This window comes from Streptomyces sp. NPDC096040 (assembly GCF_040303265.1).
In the GTDB taxonomy this organism is placed as follows: domain Bacteria; phylum Actinomycetota; class Actinomycetes; order Streptomycetales; family Streptomycetaceae; genus Streptomyces.
This window is the reverse complement of the sequence record NZ_JBEOTA010000008.1, coordinates 1-18,015: the sequence shown is the minus strand read 5'-3', so window position 1 is coordinate 18,015 and position 18,015 is coordinate 1. Positions and strand designations below refer to the sequence as shown.

The following is an 18,015-nucleotide window of genomic DNA, read 5'->3' as shown; positions in this document are numbered from 1 at the left end:
ACGACCCACAACATCCCCGTGCCGTAGAGGGCCTGGTAGCCAAACCAAACCACGGCGATACATGTCATCAGGCCGTTGCCAAGTCTCTTAAGGCGCGGGGCCATGCGCACTCCCGAGTCAGGTATGCCCTCAACCGGGCCTCATGAGTGTGAACGGTGCTGGCCCGCTCCGCCCTGGCCCTCTCGATGCGAACTACGGGCACGGCAGTCGCTGAGGTCTCTTGGGCTGGTGGCGTACCTAACTTCGGGCGAAGACGGTCGGCGCCGGTCCGTCGGGTTGCTGTATTTCGCTGCTGTACTGCGACGGTCAGGGGCGCCGGCCGAGCAGTCTATGGGCGGACCTCGGACCCAGTAGCCGAAGAAGTGCGGGGCCGGGTCTCCGACCTGCACCCCTGCAATCGATCAACGCTGTGACCTGCGGCTTAGCCGTCGACGGTTGTCAGCGTTGGTCGTCGTTGAGCACCCTCGGACGGCCCAGGGACGGCCCGGCGGGTGCTCAACACGATGACGGACGGAGCACCCCGACGCCAGAGCTTTCCTTAGAGGCTGTGTCTGAGACCTGCATGACAATACGAACGCCCTTCCGATGAGCCATCTATGCTGGTCCGCAGCATCACAGGGGGAAGGGATAGCGGATGGACTGGTTCTGGTGGGTTCTCATCGTCTTTTGGACGGGTGGCTTCGCGTGGGCAGCTGACAACGTCCGCACCGCACTGCGTAATCGGCATGAGCGCAAGTTGCAGTTGCTGGAGGCGGCGAGGCAGGAACGTTTGGCCGTCGAAGCAGCGAACAAGTCTCCGGAGCCAGTGTGCGGATGCACGCATCATCTCGCCAAACACGACAAGCAGGGCCAGTGCCATGAGCGCGTCGAGGTGCCAGTGGCCTGGGATGAGAACAAGAAGCCGCTGCGTTACGAGGCTGGTCAGTGCAACTGCCAGCAGTATGTGGGACCGCAGCCTCTGTCGCAGGTGTTCGCGGAGGACCTGACAGATCTCGCCTGACCAGGATGGCGAGGCCACTCTCCGTACGAAGTTCGTCGCGACGGCCGGCAGGATCGTGCCGAACCTGCGCGGCGAGCACTACGACGTCGCCGAAAGCGACACCATCGGACGCGGCCTGGCCCGGGTGCGCGCGGCGGCCGACTGGATCGAGAACGCCGTCACCCGCGGCGAGGTCGACCTGGACGAGCAGCTTCAGAAGCTGCTGTACCGAACCCCTGGGCGGTCCGTCTGAACAAGACAGCCGACGGACGGCGCTTGCGCGATCATCAGCACATGGAATCGTGGACGATCAAACATTTCTGCCAGGCCAACCCCGAGGGAACCGGGCAGGCTGACGTGCCCGCACTGCTCCGCAGAGTCGCAGACACCATCGAGAACCTCGGCCCGGTTAAGGTTCAGGATCTTGTCATGCATACGGAGATCACTGCGGACGAGGATCGGCCGAGCCTTACGGTCTATTACTACGACGCCGAAGACTGATCCAGGCTGCGCACAGATGCTTTGCCCTCGGTCCTCATCCTTATCAGGTCGATCATGGGGAGCTGTCGGCGTCGGTCAACGTGTGCTGGGCCTCGGCTGGTCGGTCGCTGCGGTTCGGCCTCGAGCGCTGTCGTTCGCGGCTGTTGGTGTCAGCTGCTGGTGTCAGGAGCGGAGGCATCCTTGGCACGGGTCCACGTTGCCAACTCATGCCCGTAACGGGCAGCGGCGAGTGCGAGCCCCGAGGCCAGGAAGCATCGTGTGATCACGTCGTCTTCGGTGATTAGGAAGACGAGAAGCGGCATCACGAACACCAGGTGCCAGTGCGGGTGATTCCACCGATTGTTCTTGTCTGCCATCTCGCCTCCTCAAGCGGCACCCTAGCGCCAGCTACCCAGCGATCGCACGGCGCCTGCCCCTCACCTCAACCCACCACTCACCCCAGCTCCCATCCCGTCCGCCGTCGACCCACACACCGTGGAGCGGGCGTGGTTCATGGCGTCCAGGTGGAGCGCGCCACTGTACGAACGACCTGGACGCCGTGGGCCGCGTCTGCTCGGCTCTGCCTGGGTCGATGGCGGGCGGGATGGGAGCTCCCCGCGCACGCCACTGCGGACTCGCAGTCGGGAACGGCGCCCCCTCCATCCCGGTGCCGGCCGATCCCCCGCCGGAGGCATCGTCTTGACCGTGGGCCGCTCTATGCGGTGATCGACTCATGGCTACCGGCCCTATCCACATGTGGGCGCGCGTCGGCGGCGGCAGCGCCGAGCGGGCCGAAGGCAGGAGCGCGGGCGCGGCCAGAGCCGGGAAGCGCGCCCGGCGGAGCGGAGCGCAGCCGGGGCTTGATGAGGTAGAGAAACCTGTAACAGCTCCGCGCAGACCTACGCGTCGAAGTCGTACTCCAGGATGTAGGAGGCCGCGTCCAAGGTCATCTCGTTGATCTCGACCGGGCGCCCTTCGTCCGCGAACGCGGTCCGGCAGATCAGGATGACGGGCGTGCCGGACGAGATACCCAACTGCGATGCCTCATCCTTCGAGGGCATGCGCGAGCGAATCTCCTCACGGAAGTGCACCGGCTTGTAACCGAGTTCGGCAAGGCGGGCATAGATCCCACCCGCCCCCGGGTCCATCTGCGTGATGGCGGAGCCTCCCACCACCGAGGTGGGGAGATAACTGGTGGCCAGCAGCACGGGCTTCCCGTCCAGGACGTACCGCCGCCGGCGGATGCACACCGTCTCTTCGTCTGCGAGCCCCAGCACGCGCCCGATGTTCTCCGGGGCGGCTTCCTCCGACACCGCCACCTGGTCCACTTCCAGCGTGCGGTTCTCAGTGTCGGCCGCCCAGATGGACCGACCGCTTCCCCACTGCTCCTCGGCAAGCCGCTGGATGCCACGGCGTCGCAACGGCCGGAAGGACCGGACGAAAACGCCGGCGCCCTTGCGGGCCTCCGCTACGCCTTCGTCCTTGAGCACACCCAACGCCTGACGGGCAGTCATGCGCGCCACGCCGTGCGCGGCCATCAGCTCGTTCTCTCCCGGAAGCCGATCACCGGGACCGTATTCGCCCGACTGGATCGCCTCGCGCAGAGAGTCTGCGATCCGCTGGTACTTCGGCCGACGGTCGTCGTCGGTGGTGGCCATTCGGAAGCCTCCTCTCTTCTCTAGACAGCCTAGGGCATGTATCTACCCTCGCACCCGTGGAGCTCCACGTGCACCCCGCCCCGGGTAGCCCGAATCGCGCTCCGAACAACATCTCTATACAGATTCTCTTGACGTCTCTATACAGGTTGCGCTCCAATGGAGATGTCTAGAGAGGTCGCGCAAGGCGATCTCCTGAAGCGAGGGATGCGCTCATGCCGTCTTTCAAGATCGACCTTTCGACCGCGGTGGTGTTCGTGGCGACTGCGCCGGAACCCAAGATGGTCAACAAGAAGACCGGTGAACGGGCCGTGGACCGGGAGACCAACGCGAGCCTGTCGACCGTGGGTCTGCTGGTCTCGGACGAGGGAGAGGGCAACCTCTACCAGGTGACCGTTCCGGAGACCGGGCTCCCCGAGGGTCTGGTGCCGGGCATGCCGGTCCGCGTCGTCGGCCTGAAGGCCCGTGACTGGGAGAACACGTTCAACGGCGAGAAGCGGCACGGGATCTCGTTCCGCGCGGTCGCGCTCACGGCCGGGGTCTGACCATGACCGACGTCACGCCCTGGCTGGAGCTGAGCGGCTTAGCCGCGGGGGCCGGCGGGATCGGCTACGCGAAGGTCCGCGCGCCGCGCGTGTACTGGTCGCTGGTCGGTCTGCCGGTCACCTGGACCCGGTTCACCTGGACCTACCGCGACACGATGGAGGTGTGCGGGCTGACGGTCCGGCCGTCCGGCTTCCGCGCCTTCGTCAAGCGCAACCTGACCCATGCCGAGGTACGGCCGGCTCCGCCGAAGGTCCGCCGGGTCCGCCCGACACCTACCGGTCTGCGGGTCACCCTCCGGCTTCCCGCCGGCCTGGAGCCCGCGGACATCGCCGCCGCGACCGAGCGTCTGCGTCACGCGTGGGGCGTGCACTCGGTCGCCGTGTCGGAGACCAAGCCCGGATACGTCGAGTTGCGGATGACCGGCTACGACGTGCTCCGCCGGGTCCGGATGCCGCGCACCGCTCGCCCGCGTGACCTGGTCGTCCCGGTCGCGCTGCGCGAGGACGGCACAGTCTTCGAGCGGGACTACCGGCAGATGCCCATGTCTCTGACGCTGGGTGCGAACCAGTCTGGCAAATCCATGTACCAGCGCAACCTGATCAAGGGCCTTGCTCAGCTGCCGGTCGGGCTGGTCGGTATCGACTGCAAGCGCGGTGTGGAGCAGTCCCGCTACGCCCCGCGGCTGTCCGGCCTGGCCACCGACCGGCAGACCGCCGGCCGCCTGGCCGACGCGCTCGTACAGGAGATGGAAGACCGCTTCGACCTGCTCGCCCTTTACGGCGTCTCCGATCTGTGGGAACTCCCGGACGACGTCCGGCCCGTGCCCTTGGTCGTGCTGATCGATGAGGTGGCGGAACTGTTCCTGGTGACCTCCAAGAAGGAGGAAGCCGACCGCGACCACACCGTCATGCAACTGGTCCGGCTCGGGCAGATGGCCCGTGCGATCGGCATTTACCTGGAGGTCTGCGGGCAGCGCTTCGGCTCCGACCTCGGCAGGGGCGCCACCGCCCTGCGTGCCCAACTCACCGGCCGCGTGGTCCACCGCGTCAACGACAAACAGACCGCCGAAATGGGCCTCGGTGACATCGCCCCCGACGCCGTCGTCTCCGTGACCGGGATCCGAGCCGATCGCCCCGGTGTCGCGGTGGCCGGCGACGCCTCCGGCTACTGGTCCCGCATCCGCACCCCCGAAATCACCCCGGCCGACGCCGCCGCGGTCTGCCGCGACTTCGCCCACCTGACCCCCGACCTGCCGTTCCTGGCCCCGTTCCGCCCTGTCGAGCAGACCGTCATCCCGCCGATGCCGACACACCCGCCGCTCGTGGAAGCCCTGCCGGCCGGCGAGTAATCCCCCGCTTTCTCCGGTCGGCGCGACCGCTTCGCGCCAGGTCCCTACCCGCTCCATGCCCAAAACCGGAAGGAGATCGCTCATGGCTAGGACAAAGACCCCGAAGCCGAAGCCCGCCACGTGCCCGGTCTGCAAGGGCGCGGGTGAGGTCTCGCGCACGGTCCGGGTCGGCCGCAAGCGCCGCACGGTCGGCGAGCAGACGGGCCTGTGCCTGAACTGCCTCGGCTCCGGCAACGCCCCCGCCCCGGCGAACTGAGGGAGCTCCCACAATGCGGTTCTACCTGACCACCCACAAACGGCACTGGATCAAGCTCACCGACGTGCCGCTGTTCTTGAAGTCCGAGCACTTCGCGGTCGCCGTCAAGCTCTACCCGGCGCTCGGTCCGTACGCGGTCGACTCCGGCGGGTTCACCGAACTCCAGCGTCACGGCCAGTGGACCCGCACACCGCGGCAGTACGTGGATGACCTGCGCCGTATCTGGGAGCACGTCGGCCCTTACGACTGGGCCGCACCGCAGGACTGGATGTGCGAAGACCTCATCATCCACGGCGGCCAGGTCGGCAAAACCGTGTTCGTCGGCACCCACCTCAGCGTCGAAGAGCACCAGCGCCGCACCGTGGCCAACTTCCTCGAACTGCGCTCCCTCGCTCCTGACTTGCGCATTGCCCCCGTTCTCCAGGGCGACAACGTGCCCGCCTATCAGCGCTGCGTGCAGCTGTATGAGATGGCTGGCGTCGATCTGCGGGCGGAACCGGTCGTCGGCCTCGGCTCCGTGTGCCGGCTCCAGTCCACCCGCAAGGGCGCAGAGATCGTCACCGCCATGGCCGCGCACGGCTTCAAGCTGCACGGCTTCGGCTTCAAAACCCTGGGCCTGGCCAAGGTGGGGCACCTGCTCGCCTCGTCGGACTCCGCTGCCTGGAGCTCCCACGCCCGACACCGGCCCGCCTTGCCCGGCCACCCGCACAAGAACTGCGCGAACTGCATCGACTACGCCCTCGGCTGGCGTACCCGAGTCCTCGAAAAGGCCCGGTCCGCCGCTCCGGCTCCTCCGAGCCCGATCACTCCCGCGGCTGTGTGCCCGGCCGCGTCCCACGCCCAACTGCCCCTGTTCTGACCCGAAGGAGGTGAAGACATGAAGCGCTCCATCCGTCCGGACGCGGTCCTGATTCAGGCTGTCATCGCGGGTGCGTTGTCCTTCGCCCACCTGCACGACCTCGCCCAAGCCGCCGGGCAGACCGGATGGAAGGCCTGGGCCTACCCGATCAGCGTTGATCTCCTGCTGGTCGCCGCGTGGCGCCGGCTGCGGGTACAGCGGTCTCGGCTGGCCTGGTGCTGGTTCCTGGTCGCTCTGGTCGCCTCGCTCGGCGCCAACATCGCCACCGCGGGCTTCCTCGACATGGAACACCCGCCCGCGCTGCTGCGTCTGGGCGTCGCGGGCTGGCCGGCCCTGGCCTTCCTCGGCGGCACCCTCCTCGCCCACCAGCACACCGATCACACCCCCGACCCGGCACCGGAGCCCGCTGTCGAGCAAGAACCGGAGTCGCGTGCGGTGGTCGAAGTCGACCGCCCCCAGACACTCGAACCCGCTCCGGAGATCTCCGAGCCGGAGCCTGTCCCGGCGCTACCCAAGGCCGCTGTCAGCGTGCCTCCGGCGCTGATCGACCACGCCCGGAAGGTCGCCACCGACCACCGCGCCCGCACCGGTACCGAGATCGACGCGGCCACCCTGCGCGCCCGCCTCGGCGTCCCGGAAGACCTGGCCAGCGCCATCGTCGCCCAACTCGCCTGACAGACAAGGAGATCCGTATGCGCCCGTCCATCCGGTCGGCCCTGGAACAGGCCGCCGAACTCACCCGGAACAACCGCCTGGTCGACGGCTTCGCCCTCGGGGAGGCCGCGATCAACCAGGCCACCGACGACGAACAGCCCGAGGTCCGGCAGTGGCTCGCCGACCACACCGACGACTTCACCGGACGGGACGACTGAGATGCGACCCAACCGCTTCTACGACGTGATCCGTATCGGGCCGGTCAAGGTCGCCACCTTCAACAACGGCCGTGGCCAGACCAAACACATCGCCGCATGCACCGCCCCCAACTGCGGCTTCTCCACCGAGCACTTCGACCGATCCGCCGCCGAACTCGCCGCCCGCACCCACACCTGCCACTGACCCGAAGGGAGATCCACCGATGTTCACCCCGAAGTACCCCACCCCCGACACCGCACCGGCCCCGGCACCCACCATGCCCCAGACCACCGCCCCGGCCCCCGTCGTACCGACCGTTCCCGCCGCGGCCCCGGTCGCGCAGATGGCGCCGGTCCCGGCCCGGCCGACGGTTCAGCTCACCGCGGGCTCGGCGCTCGCCCTCGCGGCCGGCGGTGGCGCCGTGGTCCTGGTCGTCGGCGCGGTCCTGGTCTCCATGCTCCTCGCCGTCGCCATCACCGCCGCGTCGGTGGCCGTGGTGGCGGTCGTCCTCAAGTCGCTGCTCAAGGACCTCAACAACCAGCGCTGAACGGCCCCGGAGCGGCCTCGGTCGCCAAACTTCCGCCGCCCCGGCGCCTGCACCCATTCCTGATCCAACGGACCCGAAAGGGAAGCCCCATCATGCCCCGGAACACCCCGAGCCCGCGCGTCTGCTCCGACTGCGACGGCTTCGCCCGCGTCGCCATCACCACCGGCACCCACAACCCGGACGGCACCCGCACCACCCTCCCCGTCGACTGCCCGGCCTGCCACGGCACCGGCCACACCGCCCCCGCCGCCCTCGCGCGGGCCGGGAGGTAACCGGCATGGCTCTCCTCGACTGGCGCTCCCCGGAGCACTTCGACCACAGCGGCGACAAGCCCTGCGTGATCTGCACCAAGCCCACCCCGCTGCGCTCCGACCGCGGCAAGCCCTGCCACAAGGTCTGCGCTGAGGAGTGGATCGACGCCCACCCCCGGAAGGACGACGAGAGGTGACCAACACCGCCACCGTGGCGGGCCTGGACCCGGCCACCCTCACCGACGTGCTGAGGCTGGCCGGGTCCCCCGGCTTCGACCGCATTCAAGACCAGATCCGCCGTACGGGCGGCTGCTCCGACCCCATCCACCTGCAAGGTTTCACCGTCACCCGCGACCGCATCACCGGCCAGATCCTGCACACCTACGACACCGACACCGAGCCCGGCGGCCGGTTACGGATCGCGTGCGGCAACCGCCGCGCCTCCCGCTGCCCCGCCTGCGCCTGGACCTACGCCGGAGACACCTACCACCTCATCCGCGCCGGCCTCGTCGGCGACCCCGCCAAGGGCACCCCCGAGACGATCCGGGACCACCCCCGGGTCTTCGCCACCCTCACCGCGCCCTCGTTCGGCCCGGTCCACAACCGGCCCGGCAACCGGCCCTGCCGCTGCGGCACCCGTCACGGTGAGGACGCGCCCGAACTCGGCACCCCGCTCGACCCTGCGACGTACGACTACACGGGTGCCGTGCTGTGGAACAACCACGCCTCGGAACTGTGGCGGTACTTCACGATCTACCTGCGCCGCGAGATCGCCCGCCGCGCCGGCCTCACCCAGAAAGCCGCCCACGAACAGTCGCGGGTCGCCTTCGGCAAGGTCGCCGAATACCAGAAGCGCGGTGCCGTCCACTTCCACGCCGTGATCCGCTTCGACGGACCCGAAGGACCCGACAGCTCGCCGCCGGCCTGGGCCACCCTCGACGTCCTCACCGACGCCATCCGTGCCGCCGCCGCCCGCGTTGCTGTCGACGTACCGCCCGCGGGAGACGAGCCCGCCCGCGTGCTGCGCTGGGGCAAACAGCTCGACGTGCAGCCGATCGGCGCCTTCGGTCACGGCGAAGAGATCACCGAAGCTGCCGTTGCCTCCTACGTCGCCAAGTACGCCACCAAGGCAGCCGAGACCACCGGCACCGTCGACCGCCGCGTCGGCAACAAGGAAGCCCTGTTGCTGCTCGGCGTCCCGGACCACCCGCGCCGACTGATCGAAGCCTGTCTTGACCTGCACCCCGTCTATCCGGATCGCAAGCTGCGGGACTGGGCTCACATGCTCGGCTTCCGGGGCCACTTCTCCACGAAGTCCCGCCGCTACTCGACCACCCTGGGCGCCCTGCGCCAGGTCCGCGCCGACTACCGCGCGCAGCAGCAACGCCGCTCCCTGGGCCTTCTCGACCCGGACGACGACACCGAGGCCACCACGCTCACCCTCGCGCACTGGTCCTACGCCGGCCACGGCCACACCCCCGGCGAATCCTGGCTCGCCGCCAACATCCGCCGGGAGATCCAGCTCAACCGCGACACCGCCCGCGAAGAACTACCCGCCGTGCTCGCCCTGGAAGGAGCCGCCACATGACCACTCCGACTCCCGTGCTGTTGAAGGTCCCTGAGGTCATGGCGCGGCTCAAGTACAGCCGTTCCAAGGTCTATGACCTGATCCGCACGAAACGGCTGGCTTCGATCAAAGAGGGCCGATGCCGGCGGATTCCCGAGAGTGCGGTTCAGGACTACATCCGCGCAGGTCTTGAGGAGGCTGCCTGATGCCTCAGCGCAAGCGGAACCCGAACGGTTCGGGCACGGTCACGAAACGCTCCGACGGCCGGTACCAGGCAGCGGTGTATGTCCCTCAGCCGGACGGCACCGTCAAGCGGAAGTACGCGTACGGGAAGACCTACGACGAGTGCGACGCGAAGCGCCGGGAGCTGATCGAACGGTCCAAGGGCGGCATTCCGACACCGACTCGGGACATGACCTTGGGGCAGTGGTTCGACTACTGGCTAGAGGTCGTCGTGAAGCCGAACCTGAAGCCGATGAGCTACCGGACGTACGAGCAAGGGGTTCGCTACTACCTCCGTCCGCGTCTGGGCTCCAAGGTCATGGCGAAGCTGGGTGTGGCGGAGCTGCGCGGGGTCATGCAGCGACTTGCAGAGGAGAAGGGGGCCAAGACAGCTCGACAGGCTCTCCGCGTCCTCTCGGCGGCGCTCACGGCCGCGATGGTCGAAGACATTGGGCTGACTCGGAACGTGGCCAAGCTCGTGCACGTCCGTGCGACGACCGACAGTGGCAAGAGCTGGGACGCGGTGACGGTGCTCCGGTTCCTGGCTGCGGCTCGCCGACTGACCGTCTACTACCCGGCGTTCCTGCTGCTGTGCCTGCTCGGTCTTCGGCGGGCTGAGGTGTGCGGGCTGCGGTGGGAGAACATCGATCTTGATAACCGGGTCCTCTGGGTCGAGCAGCAACGGCAGCGGTCGAGCGCCGGCACGATCGACCTGGAGCTGAAGACCGAGACGTCGAAGGCGCCGTTGCCGCTGCCGGCTCAGTGCATCGCGCCCTTGCGCTGGACCCGGATGCGCACGGCCATGCTTCGTGAGCGCGCGTTGAGCATGGGGCGCCCGTGGTTCGAAGATCCGGACGGGCACGTGTTCATCTCGCGGACGGGACACCCGCTTCTGGCTTCGAACCTCTACCTGACCATGCAGCGCGTGATCAAGGATGAGGGACTCGGCAGGATGAACCCGAAGGGGCTGCGGAAGTCCTGCGGCACACTCCTGGTGCATCTCAAGGTCCACCCGAGGATCGTGAAGGCGATTCTCCGGCACAGCCGGATCGCCACGACGATGGACATCTACGCTGAAGCCCTGGATCCGGACGTGATCGCGGCGGTGGGCCAACTCGACCACCTGCTTCGGCAGCCGGCTCGGATCCGGGAGCTGGGAGCCGATCAGTTCGACTCCGACGCTCGTTGATGTAGCCGCTGGATGTCACGGCCCCTTGGCCTGCGAATCACCGCAGGTGGAGGGGCCGTTCCCGTCGGTCGAGCCGACATCATCCCATTAGCTAATCGTTACCTGGCGTGACCTGGCACACAGCTCGGCAAGAGCCTCAGCCGTCACGGGCGAAACGGCGCCTTCCTCGGTGACGATCGCCGTCACCAGCTCGGGCGGCGTCACGTCGAACGCCGGGTTGTACGCCTGGGTCCCCAGGGGTGCCACCGGAATCCCGCCTCCCGCTCCCGTCACCGGCACCTGCGGTGCTGTGATCTCGGTCACCTCATATCCGGGGCGCTGTTCGACCTCGATGGAGGCCCCGTCCGGCGTCTCCGGATCCACTGTCGTCACCGGCGCCACCACGATGAACGGCACATGGTGGTACCGCGCGAGCACCGCGAGCGGATAGCTCCCCACCTTGTTCGCCACCGAACCGTCGGCCGCGATCCGGTCCGCCCCGATCAGCACCGCGTCCACCTCCCCCGCCGCGAACAGCGAACCGGCCGCGTTGTCGGTGAGCAAGGTGTACGCCATGCCGCTGCGAGCCGCCTCGTATGCCGTCAGGCGAGCACCTTGCAGCAATGGACGCGTTTCGTCCACCCAGAGCCGCCTGAGCCGCCCCGCCCGGTGCGCCCGGAGGGCCACCGCGAACGCCGTTCCCTCCCCTCCCGACACCAACGAACCGGTGTTGCAGTGGGTGAGGATCCGGTGCCCTCCGGCCGGCAGCAACTCCTCCAGCAGCGCCAGCCCGTGCCCGGCCATCCGAGCGCTGGCCTCGGCATCCTCCCGGTGCAGCGCCCGCGCCGCATCCAGCGCCGCCGCGGCCGCCGCCCCGGTGTCACCGCCCTTGGCCAGGGCGGACCGGTACGCCGAAGCGGCCCTGCGCACCCCGACGGAAAGATTCACGGCCGTGGGCCGGGCACCCGCCAGCGCCGCCGCGGCGTCGTCCACGTCGAAACCCCGCGCGGCGGCGAGCGCGACGCCGTACGCCCCGGCTATCCCGAGCAGCGGTGCCCCACGCACCGCGAGCGTACGGATCGCCTCCACCAGCGCCGACGCATCGGTGCACACCAGCTCGACCTCCTCGGCCGGCAGTCTGGTCTGGTCGAGAAGGACCACAACCGGCCCTTCGGGCGGCTCCTCCCACTGGATCACTGGCATTCCCGTCGGCCGCTTGTCCTCGCCGGTTTGCGCGTACTGATCAGCCATGCGGTCAGTCTGCCCCGTATCCGGCGGACAATTGAAGGTACGGAGCCTGTACCGCGGCAGGTCACTGGGCGACCGCCCCATGGCACGATGGCAGCCAACCTGCCACCGCGACCGCGGACGGGCACCGTGAAGGAGCTTCGATGAACGACACTCCGGGCTGGGCCTCGCCCGGATCCGCCCCGTCCGACGGGCGGGAACCCGGCGCGTCCGCCCCTGCCGACCGCCCCGTCCCCGCAGGACCCGCCGATCAGCCTTCCGGTCAGCCGGGTGCGGACCCACAGGGCTCCGGCTCGAAGTGGTCCACGGAGCAGCCACCGCCCGGCCAGTGGTCCGCGCCCACGGGCGCCCCGGCACCAGGCCAGGCACCGCCGCCCCCACCTCCCGGCCCCGGCTGGGGCGGCCAGCCCCCCGGCGGCGGATACAGCGGAGGCTTCGGTGGCCCCGGTGGCTACGGCGGCCCGGGGGGCTACGGCCCGCCCGGCGGTTACGGAGCCTGGGGCGGCGGCTGGGGAGGTCCCCCGCCCGCCGCCAAGCCCGGCGTGATCCCGCTGCGCCCGCTCGGCGTCGGAGAGATCCTCGACGGCGCCGTCTCCACCATGCGCACCTACTGGCGCACGGTTCTCGGCATCTCGCTGACCGTCGCCGTCGTCACCCGGGTCGCGGTGATCCTCCTTCAGGGCCTCGTCCTGAACGACACCGAGACCACCGACGCCCTCAACGACCCGAGCGCCTCCCTGAGCGAGGTGTCCCGCGCCGCGGGCGAGGTCGTGCTCAGCTCGGGCGCCGTCCTGCTGATCTCGCTGGTCGGCACCATCATCGCGACGGCCCTGCTGACCACCGTCACCAGCCGCGCCGTGCTCGGCAGGTCCGTGACCACCGGCGAGGCCTGGCGCGACGCCCGCCCACAGGTCATCAAGCTGTTCGGTCTCATCCTCCTGATGGGGCTCATCGCGGTCGGCGTCCTGCTCGTCGGCGCGCTGCCCGGCATCGTCGTCGCGATCGCCGGCGGCCCGGGCGCCGCCATAGCCGCACTGCTCATCCTGGGCATCCTCGCGGGCGCCGTCGTCACCCTGTGGCTGATGATCCGCCTCTCCCTGGCCTCCCCCGCCCTGATGCTGGAGAAGCAGAGCATCACGAAGTCGCTGGGGCGCTCCGCCAAACTTGTCAGGGGCTCCTGGTGGCGGGTCTTCGGCATCCAGATCCTGGCAACGATCATCGCCAACATCGTCTCCTCGATCGCCGTGATCCCCTTCGCCGTAGTCGCCGCCTTCCTCAGCGGCGACGGCTTCACCGGCTTCCTCGAGAGCACCAACGCCAACGTCGGCTGGACGTTCCTCATCGTCAGCGGCATCGGCTCGGTGATCGGCTCCATGCTCACCTTCCCGATCAACGCGGGCGTCACCGTGCTCCTCTACATCGACCAGCGCATCCGCCGCGAGGCGCTCGACCTCGAACTGGCCCGCGCAGCCGGTGTCGAGAGCTACGGCGCCAGCACCCCCGGCACCGTCCCGGGGAGCTGATGCGGTGAGCCCGACGGGGGGAGTCCTCACAGCACTGCCCGCGGCCCTGCCACGCGTCGCCGACGAGGCCGTACACGGCGTGCTGCGAGCCCGGGAGACGGCCTTGGTGTCGCTGGCCGGCTCGGGGGACGAACCGCCCGTGACGATCCCGCGCGACCCCGCACGGGAGGCGGCACGGCGTGAGCTGTCCAAGCGGATGTACCACGAGAACGACCCCGGGCTGTTCCAGCGTGCCCTGAACGCAGTCCTGGACTGGGTCGACCGCCTGCTCTCCGCCGCCGCGTCCGCGACACCCGGAGGCACGCTGGGCCTCGTCGTCGTGGTGGTGGCCGTCGTCGCCGTCCTGGGCGCCCTGTGGTGGCGCCTGGGCTCCCCACGCCGCCAGCCCGTCTCCGCCGCCGCCCTGTTCGACGACCGCCCCCGCAGCGCCGCCGAACACCGCGCGGCCGCCGAGGCACACGCCGCCCAGGGCCACTGGAACCAGGCCCTACAGGAACGCATGCGCGCCGTCGTCCGCGCCCTGGAGGAACGCGCCCTGCTCGACATCCGCCCAGGCCGCACCGCCGACGAGGCCGCCGCTGAAGCCGGCCGCCTCCTGCCCGCCCACACGGACCGGCTGCGCTCCGCCGCCCGGGAGTTCGACGACGTGACGTACGGCGGCCGCAGGGCGGCCCAGGCGTCGTACGAGCGCATCGCCGAACTCGACCGCGACCTGGAACGCACCAAACCGATGCTCGCCAGCAGCACCCGGAGCACGGCGAGCACGGCCCACAACATCCGCCAGGGAGCCGCCGAATGACCACCGGCGTAGCCCTTCCGCCCACCTCCACCGCGCCCACCATCCGCCAGGTGTGGACCCGGACCCGGGGCATCGCCCTCGCCATGGTGCTCCTCCTGGCCGGCGCCGTCGCCATCGCCGTCGTCCGCTCCGACAGCAGACACGGCGACCTCGACCCACGCTCCGCCGACCCTTACGGCAGCCGGGCCGTCGCCGAACTCCTCGCCGACCGGGGCGTGTCCACCCGCGTCGTCACCACTCTGGCCGAGGCCCGCGCCGCGACCGGCCGCGACACCACCCTGCTCGTCGCCGTCCCCGACCTGCTCACCCCGCGTCAGCAGGTCCAGCTGCGGGCGTCGACCACCGGATCGGGCGGCCGCACGATCCTGGTCGCCGCCGGCAGCTCGTCCGTCGAACGGCTCGCCCCCGGAGTCACCGCCGACCCCGCCACCAGCCTGAAGTCCACGCTCGACCCCCATTGCAGCCTGGCCGAGGCCCGCCGCGCGGGCAGCGCCGACACCGGTGGCATCCGCTACACCACCACCCACCTCGACGCCGACTCCTGCTACCCCAGCCAGCGCCTGGCCACGCTGATCCGCGTCCCCGCGGCCTCCGGAGGCGGCGACACCGTCGTCCTCGGCGCGCCCGACATACTGCTCAACGACCGTCTCGACGAGCAGGGCAACGCCTCGCTCGCCCTTCAGCTCCTGGGCTCCCGCCACCATCTGGTCTGGTACCTCCCCTCGCTCTCCGACTCCTCGGCGACCGGCACGGGCGACCAGAAGTCCTTGTTCGACCTGCTCCCCTCCGGCTGGCTCTGGGGCACGCTTCAGCTCTTCGTCGCCGCAGCCCTCGCCGCCTTCTGGCGGGCACGCCGACTCGGCCCTCTGGTGCCCGAGAAACTCCCCGTGGCGATCCGCGCCTCCGAAACCGTCGAAGGCCGCGCCCGCCTCTACCGCAAAGCCAACGCCCGCGACCGCGCCGCCGCCGCTCTTCGCTCCACCGCTCGCACCCGCCTCGCCCCCCTCGTCGGCGTCCCCGTCTCCCAGGCGCACGCACCCGAGGCTCTGCTCCCCGCCCTGTCCGCCCACCTCCACGGCGACGGCCAGGCCCTGCACTCCCTCCTCTTCGGACCGCCGCCCGGCGACGACGCGGCCCTCATCGCACTCACCGACCAACTCGACGCCCTCGAAAGAGAGGTACGCCGTCCATGATGGACCCGACCACTGACAACGCCGGGAACACCGGGAACCCGGCCGACGCCCGGGCCTCCCTGGAGGCCCTGCGCGCCGAGATCGCCAAAGCCGTGGTCGGCCAGGACCCCGCCGTGACCGGCCTCGTCGTCGCTCTCCTCTGCCGCGGACACGTACTACTTGAAGGAGTCCCCGGAGTCGCCAAAACGTTGCTCGTCCGCGCCCTCGCCTCCGCGCTCGAACTGGAGACCAAGCGCGTCCAGTTCACCCCCGACCTCATGCCGAGCGACGTCACGGGCTCCCTCGTCTACGACACCCGCACCGCCGAGTTCTCCTTCCAGCCCGGCCCGGTCTTCACCAACCTCCTCCTCGCGGACGAGATCAACCGCACCCCGCCCAAGACACAGTCGTCCCTCCTTGAAGCCATGGAGGAACGCCAGGTCACGGTCGACGGCACACCGCGCCCGCTCCCCGACCCGTTCCTGGTCGCCGCGACCCAGAACCCGGTCGAATACGAGGGCACGTACCCCCTCCCCGAAGCCCAACGCGACCGCTTCCTCCTCAAACTGACAATCCCTCTCCCCTCCCGCCAGGACGAGATCGCCGTCCTCACCCGCCATGCCGAGGGCTTCAACCCGCGCGACCTGCGCGCCGCCGGCGTACGCCCCGTGGCCGGTCCCGCCGACCTCGAAGCCGCCCGCGCCGCGGTCGCCAAGACGACCATCTCCCCCGAGATCACCGCCTACGTGGTCGACATCTGCCGCGCCACCCGCGAGTCGCCGTCCCTCACCCTCGGCGTCTCCCCGCGAGGCGCCACCGCCCTCCTCGCCACCTCGCGCGCATGGGCCTGGCTGACCGGCCGCGACTACGTCACCCCCGACGACGTCAAGGCCCTCGCCCTGCCCACCCTCCGCCACCGCGTCCAGCTCCGCCCCGAGGCCGAGATGGAGGGCGTGACCGCCGACTCCGTCATCAACGCGATCCTCGCCCACGTACCAGTCCCCCGCTGATGCCCCTCACCGGACGCGCCGCGCTCCTCGCGGCAATCGGATCGATCCCCATCGGCATCTGGGAACCGAGCTGGACGGGCCTCCTCGCCGTCAACGGTCCACTCGCCCTGGCCTGCGCCTGCGACTTCGCCCTGGCCGCTCCGGTACGACGCCTCGTACTGACCCGCTCCGGTGACACGTCCGCGCGCCTCGGCGAGACCGCCGACGTCACCCTGACCGTGACCAACCCGTCCGGACGCACCCTCCGGGCCCGGCTCAGGGACGGCTGGCCGCCCAGCAGCTGGCAACCCGGCACGGAGATCGAGGCTTCGCGCCACCGCCTCACCGTCCCACCGGGCGAACGCCGACGCCTGACGACTCGCCTGCGCCCCACCCGCCGCGGTGACCGCCAAGCAGACCGCCTCACGATCCGCTCCTACGGCCCCCTCGGCCTGTTCTCCCGCCAGGGCGGCCACAAAGTGCCCTGGACTGTACGTGTCTTGCCCCCGTTCACCAGCCGCAAGCACCTGCCGTCGAAACTCGCCCGATTGCGTGAACTCGACGGCCGCACCAGCGTCCTGACCCGCGGCGAGGGCACCGAATTCGACAGTCTGCGCGAATACGTTCCGGGCGACGACACCCGCTCCATCGACTGGCGCGCCACGGCACGGCAGTCGGCGGTCGCCGTACGCACCTGGCGTCCCGAACGCGACCGGCACATCCTCCTGGTCCTCGACACCGGCCGCACCTCCGCCGGCCGCGTCGGCGACGCCCCACGCCTGGACGCCTCGATGGACGCGGCACTCCTCCTAGCCGCCCTCGCCTCACGCGCGGGCGACCGCGTGGATCTCCTCGCCTACGACCGCCGAGTCCGCGCCCTCGTCCAGGGCCGCGCGGCGGGAGACGTCCTCCCGTCCCTGGTCAACGCGATGGCCACGTTGGAGCCCGAGCTCGTAGAAACGGACGCGCGCGGACTCACGGCCACGGCGCTCCGTACGGCTCCGCGCCGTTCCCTGATCGTCCTTCTGACGACGCTCGACACAGCCCCCGTCGAACAGGGCCTGCTTCCCGTGCTCTCTCAACTGACCCAGCGGCACACGGTCCTGCTCGCTTCGGTGGCCGACCCACATGTCGCCAGCATGGCGACGGGACGCGGAAACACCGACGCGGTGTACGAGGCGGCGGCAGCAGCACAGGCGCAGAGCGAACGGCACCGCACGGCGGAGCAACTCCGTCGGCATGGTGTGACGGTTGTGGACGCGACGCCTGAAGATCTCGCACCCGCATTGGCCGATGCATATCTGGCCTTGAAAGCGGCGGGTCGTCTCTGAAGCTCCGTGGACGCGGAAACAACGAGGCAGGCTCGCCCGTTGGGCCTGCCGATTACTCCACGCATCCTGAAACTTTCAGAAACGCGAAAGAGCCCCACACCGTGAGGTGTGGGGCTCTTTCCCAATATTTGTTCGGCGGTGTCCTACTCTCCCACAGGGTCCCCCCTGCAGTACCATCGGCGCTGTAAGGCTTAGCTTCCGGGTTCGGAATGTAACCGGGCGT

Annotated in this window: 24 protein-coding genes and 1 rRNA gene; 21 read left to right on the top strand and 4 right to left on the bottom strand. The window is 69.7% G+C overall.

Translation table 11 applies throughout. The annotated features are described in order from the left end of the window. Positions 1-634 precede the first annotated feature (634 nt). Genes ABTY98_RS12210 through ABTY98_RS12200 form a run of 3 tightly spaced genes read left to right on the top strand, consistent with a single transcriptional unit; the run spans position 635 to position 1,480 of the window. Complete coding sequence (locus ABTY98_RS12210) at positions 635-1,000, top strand: hypothetical protein (protein WP_109445550.1); 366 nt, start codon at positions 635-637, stop codon at positions 998-1,000. Beyond that, the gene (locus ABTY98_RS12205) at positions 990-1,232 is read left to right on the top strand and encodes a DUF6192 family protein (RefSeq protein ID WP_352221045.1); all 243 of its coding nucleotides are present in this window, start codon (positions 990-992) and stop codon (positions 1,230-1,232) included. Before ABTY98_RS12210 ends, ABTY98_RS12205 begins: the two co-directional genes overlap by 11 nt. Before the next feature lie 41 nt (positions 1,233-1,273). After that, positions 1,274-1,480, top strand: a complete 207-nt coding sequence (locus tag ABTY98_RS12200; protein ID WP_352220807.1) for a hypothetical protein — start codon at positions 1,274-1,276, stop codon at positions 1,478-1,480. A 149-nt stretch (positions 1,481-1,629) separates the two neighbouring features. On the opposite strand, the gene ABTY98_RS12195 is transcribed toward ABTY98_RS12200, so the two are convergent. Both ABTY98_RS12195 and ABTY98_RS12190 read right to left on the bottom strand, forming a co-directional pair. Next, complete coding sequence (locus ABTY98_RS12195; protein WP_352220806.1) at positions 1,630-1,836, bottom strand: hypothetical protein; 207 nt, start codon at positions 1,834-1,836, stop codon at positions 1,630-1,632. A gap of 522 nt (positions 1,837-2,358) precedes the next feature. Further along, the gene (locus ABTY98_RS12190; protein ID WP_352220805.1) at positions 2,359-3,117 is read right to left on the bottom strand and encodes a GntR family transcriptional regulator; all 759 of its coding nucleotides are present in this window, start codon (positions 3,115-3,117) and stop codon (positions 2,359-2,361) included. A 212-nt stretch (positions 3,118-3,329) separates the two neighbouring features. Here ABTY98_RS12190 and ABTY98_RS12185 point away from each other — a divergent pair, with 212 nt between their 5' ends. The 13 genes from ABTY98_RS12185 (at position 3,330) to ABTY98_RS12125 (ending at position 10,751) form a co-directional block, all read left to right on the top strand. Continuing rightward, positions 3,330-3,659: an SCO3933 family regulatory protein gene (locus ABTY98_RS12185; RefSeq protein ID WP_352220804.1), complete on the top strand. Its 330-nt coding sequence runs from the start codon at positions 3,330-3,332 to the stop codon at positions 3,657-3,659. 2 nt (positions 3,660-3,661) lie between these two features. Continuing rightward, positions 3,662-5,008 (top strand): FtsK/SpoIIIE domain-containing protein, encoded by a 1,347-nt coding sequence (locus ABTY98_RS12180; RefSeq protein ID WP_352220803.1) that lies wholly within the window; start codon positions 3,662-3,664, stop codon positions 5,006-5,008. 82 nt (positions 5,009-5,090) lie between these two features. Then, a complete protein-coding gene (locus ABTY98_RS12175; protein ID WP_352220802.1) occupies positions 5,091-5,264 on the top strand; it encodes a hypothetical protein in 174 nt (57 codons plus the stop codon). A 13-nt stretch (positions 5,265-5,277) separates the two neighbouring features. Further along, positions 5,278-6,123 (top strand): deazapurine DNA modification protein DpdA family protein, encoded by an 846-nt coding sequence (locus tag ABTY98_RS12170; RefSeq protein WP_352220801.1) that lies wholly within the window; start codon positions 5,278-5,280, stop codon positions 6,121-6,123. Positions 6,124-6,141: 18 nt separating this feature from the next. After that, entirely contained in the window at positions 6,142-6,798 is a 657-nt protein-coding gene (locus ABTY98_RS12165; RefSeq protein WP_352220800.1) for a DUF2637 domain-containing protein, read from the top strand. A 17-nt stretch (positions 6,799-6,815) separates the two neighbouring features. After that, entirely contained in the window at positions 6,816-6,995 is a 180-nt protein-coding gene (locus tag ABTY98_RS12160; protein WP_352220799.1) for a hypothetical protein, read from the top strand. Position 6,996: 1 nt separating this feature from the next. Then, positions 6,997-7,179: a mobile element transfer protein gene (locus ABTY98_RS12155; protein WP_352220798.1), complete on the top strand. Its 183-nt coding sequence runs from the start codon at positions 6,997-6,999 to the stop codon at positions 7,177-7,179. A gap of 19 nt (positions 7,180-7,198) precedes the next feature. Next, the gene (locus ABTY98_RS12150) at positions 7,199-7,522 is read left to right on the top strand and encodes a SpdD protein (protein WP_352220797.1); all 324 of its coding nucleotides are present in this window, start codon (positions 7,199-7,201) and stop codon (positions 7,520-7,522) included. A 92-nt stretch (positions 7,523-7,614) separates the two neighbouring features. After that, entirely contained in the window at positions 7,615-7,794 is a 180-nt protein-coding gene (locus ABTY98_RS12145) for a hypothetical protein (RefSeq protein WP_352220796.1), read from the top strand. Between the two features lie 5 nt (positions 7,795-7,799). Continuing rightward, positions 7,800-7,970 carry a hypothetical protein gene (locus tag ABTY98_RS12140; RefSeq protein WP_352220795.1) on the top strand — a complete coding sequence of 57 codons (171 nt, stop codon included), beginning with the start codon at positions 7,800-7,802 and terminating at the stop codon, positions 7,968-7,970. Continuing rightward, positions 7,967-9,361 carry a replication initiator protein RepSA gene (gene repSA, locus ABTY98_RS12135; RefSeq protein WP_352220794.1) on the top strand — a complete coding sequence of 465 codons (1,395 nt, stop codon included), beginning with the start codon at positions 7,967-7,969 and terminating at the stop codon, positions 9,359-9,361. Before ABTY98_RS12140 ends, repSA begins: the two co-directional genes overlap by 4 nt. Next, entirely contained in the window at positions 9,358-9,546 is a 189-nt protein-coding gene (locus tag ABTY98_RS12130) for a helix-turn-helix transcriptional regulator (RefSeq protein ID WP_352220793.1), read from the top strand. Before repSA ends, ABTY98_RS12130 begins: the two co-directional genes overlap by 4 nt. Further along, positions 9,546-10,751: a tyrosine-type recombinase/integrase gene (locus ABTY98_RS12125; protein WP_352220792.1), complete on the top strand. Its 1,206-nt coding sequence runs from the start codon at positions 9,546-9,548 to the stop codon at positions 10,749-10,751. The genes ABTY98_RS12130 and ABTY98_RS12125 overlap by 1 nt, the downstream gene beginning before the upstream one ends. An 87-nt stretch (positions 10,752-10,838) precedes the next feature. Here the strand turns inward: ABTY98_RS12125 and mtnA are convergent, their stop codons facing one another. Then, entirely contained in the window at positions 10,839-11,981 is a 1,143-nt protein-coding gene (gene mtnA / locus ABTY98_RS12120; RefSeq protein WP_352221044.1) for an S-methyl-5-thioribose-1-phosphate isomerase, read from the bottom strand. Between the two features lie 140 nt (positions 11,982-12,121). On the opposite strand from mtnA, the gene ABTY98_RS12115 reads away from it, so the two are divergent. Genes ABTY98_RS12115 through ABTY98_RS12095 form a run of 5 tightly spaced genes read left to right on the top strand, consistent with a single transcriptional unit; the run spans position 12,122 to position 17,792 of the window. Further along, positions 12,122-13,501, top strand: coding sequence for a DUF7847 domain-containing protein (locus tag ABTY98_RS12115; RefSeq protein ID WP_352220791.1), 1,380 nt, complete (start codon positions 12,122-12,124; stop codon positions 13,499-13,501). 4 nt (positions 13,502-13,505) lie between these two features. Continuing rightward, a complete protein-coding gene (locus tag ABTY98_RS12110) occupies positions 13,506-14,300 on the top strand; it encodes a DUF4129 domain-containing protein (protein ID WP_352220790.1) in 795 nt (264 codons plus the stop codon). After that, on the top strand, positions 14,297-15,493 hold the full coding sequence (locus ABTY98_RS12105; protein WP_352220789.1) for a DUF4350 domain-containing protein: 1,197 nt from the start codon (positions 14,297-14,299) through the stop codon (positions 15,491-15,493). Before ABTY98_RS12110 ends, ABTY98_RS12105 begins: the two co-directional genes overlap by 4 nt. Beyond that, positions 15,493-16,482, top strand: a complete 990-nt coding sequence (locus ABTY98_RS12100; RefSeq protein ID WP_352221043.1) for an AAA family ATPase — start codon at positions 15,493-15,495, stop codon at positions 16,480-16,482. The genes ABTY98_RS12105 and ABTY98_RS12100 overlap by 1 nt, the downstream gene beginning before the upstream one ends. Further along, positions 16,482-17,792 (top strand): DUF58 domain-containing protein, encoded by a 1,311-nt coding sequence (locus ABTY98_RS12095; RefSeq protein ID WP_352220788.1) that lies wholly within the window; start codon positions 16,482-16,484, stop codon positions 17,790-17,792. The genes ABTY98_RS12100 and ABTY98_RS12095 overlap by 1 nt, the downstream gene beginning before the upstream one ends. A gap of 130 nt (positions 17,793-17,922) precedes the next feature. Here the strand turns inward: ABTY98_RS12095 and rrf are convergent. Continuing rightward, a 5S ribosomal RNA gene (rrf, locus tag ABTY98_RS12090) occupies positions 17,923-18,015 on the bottom strand; the annotation flags it as partial.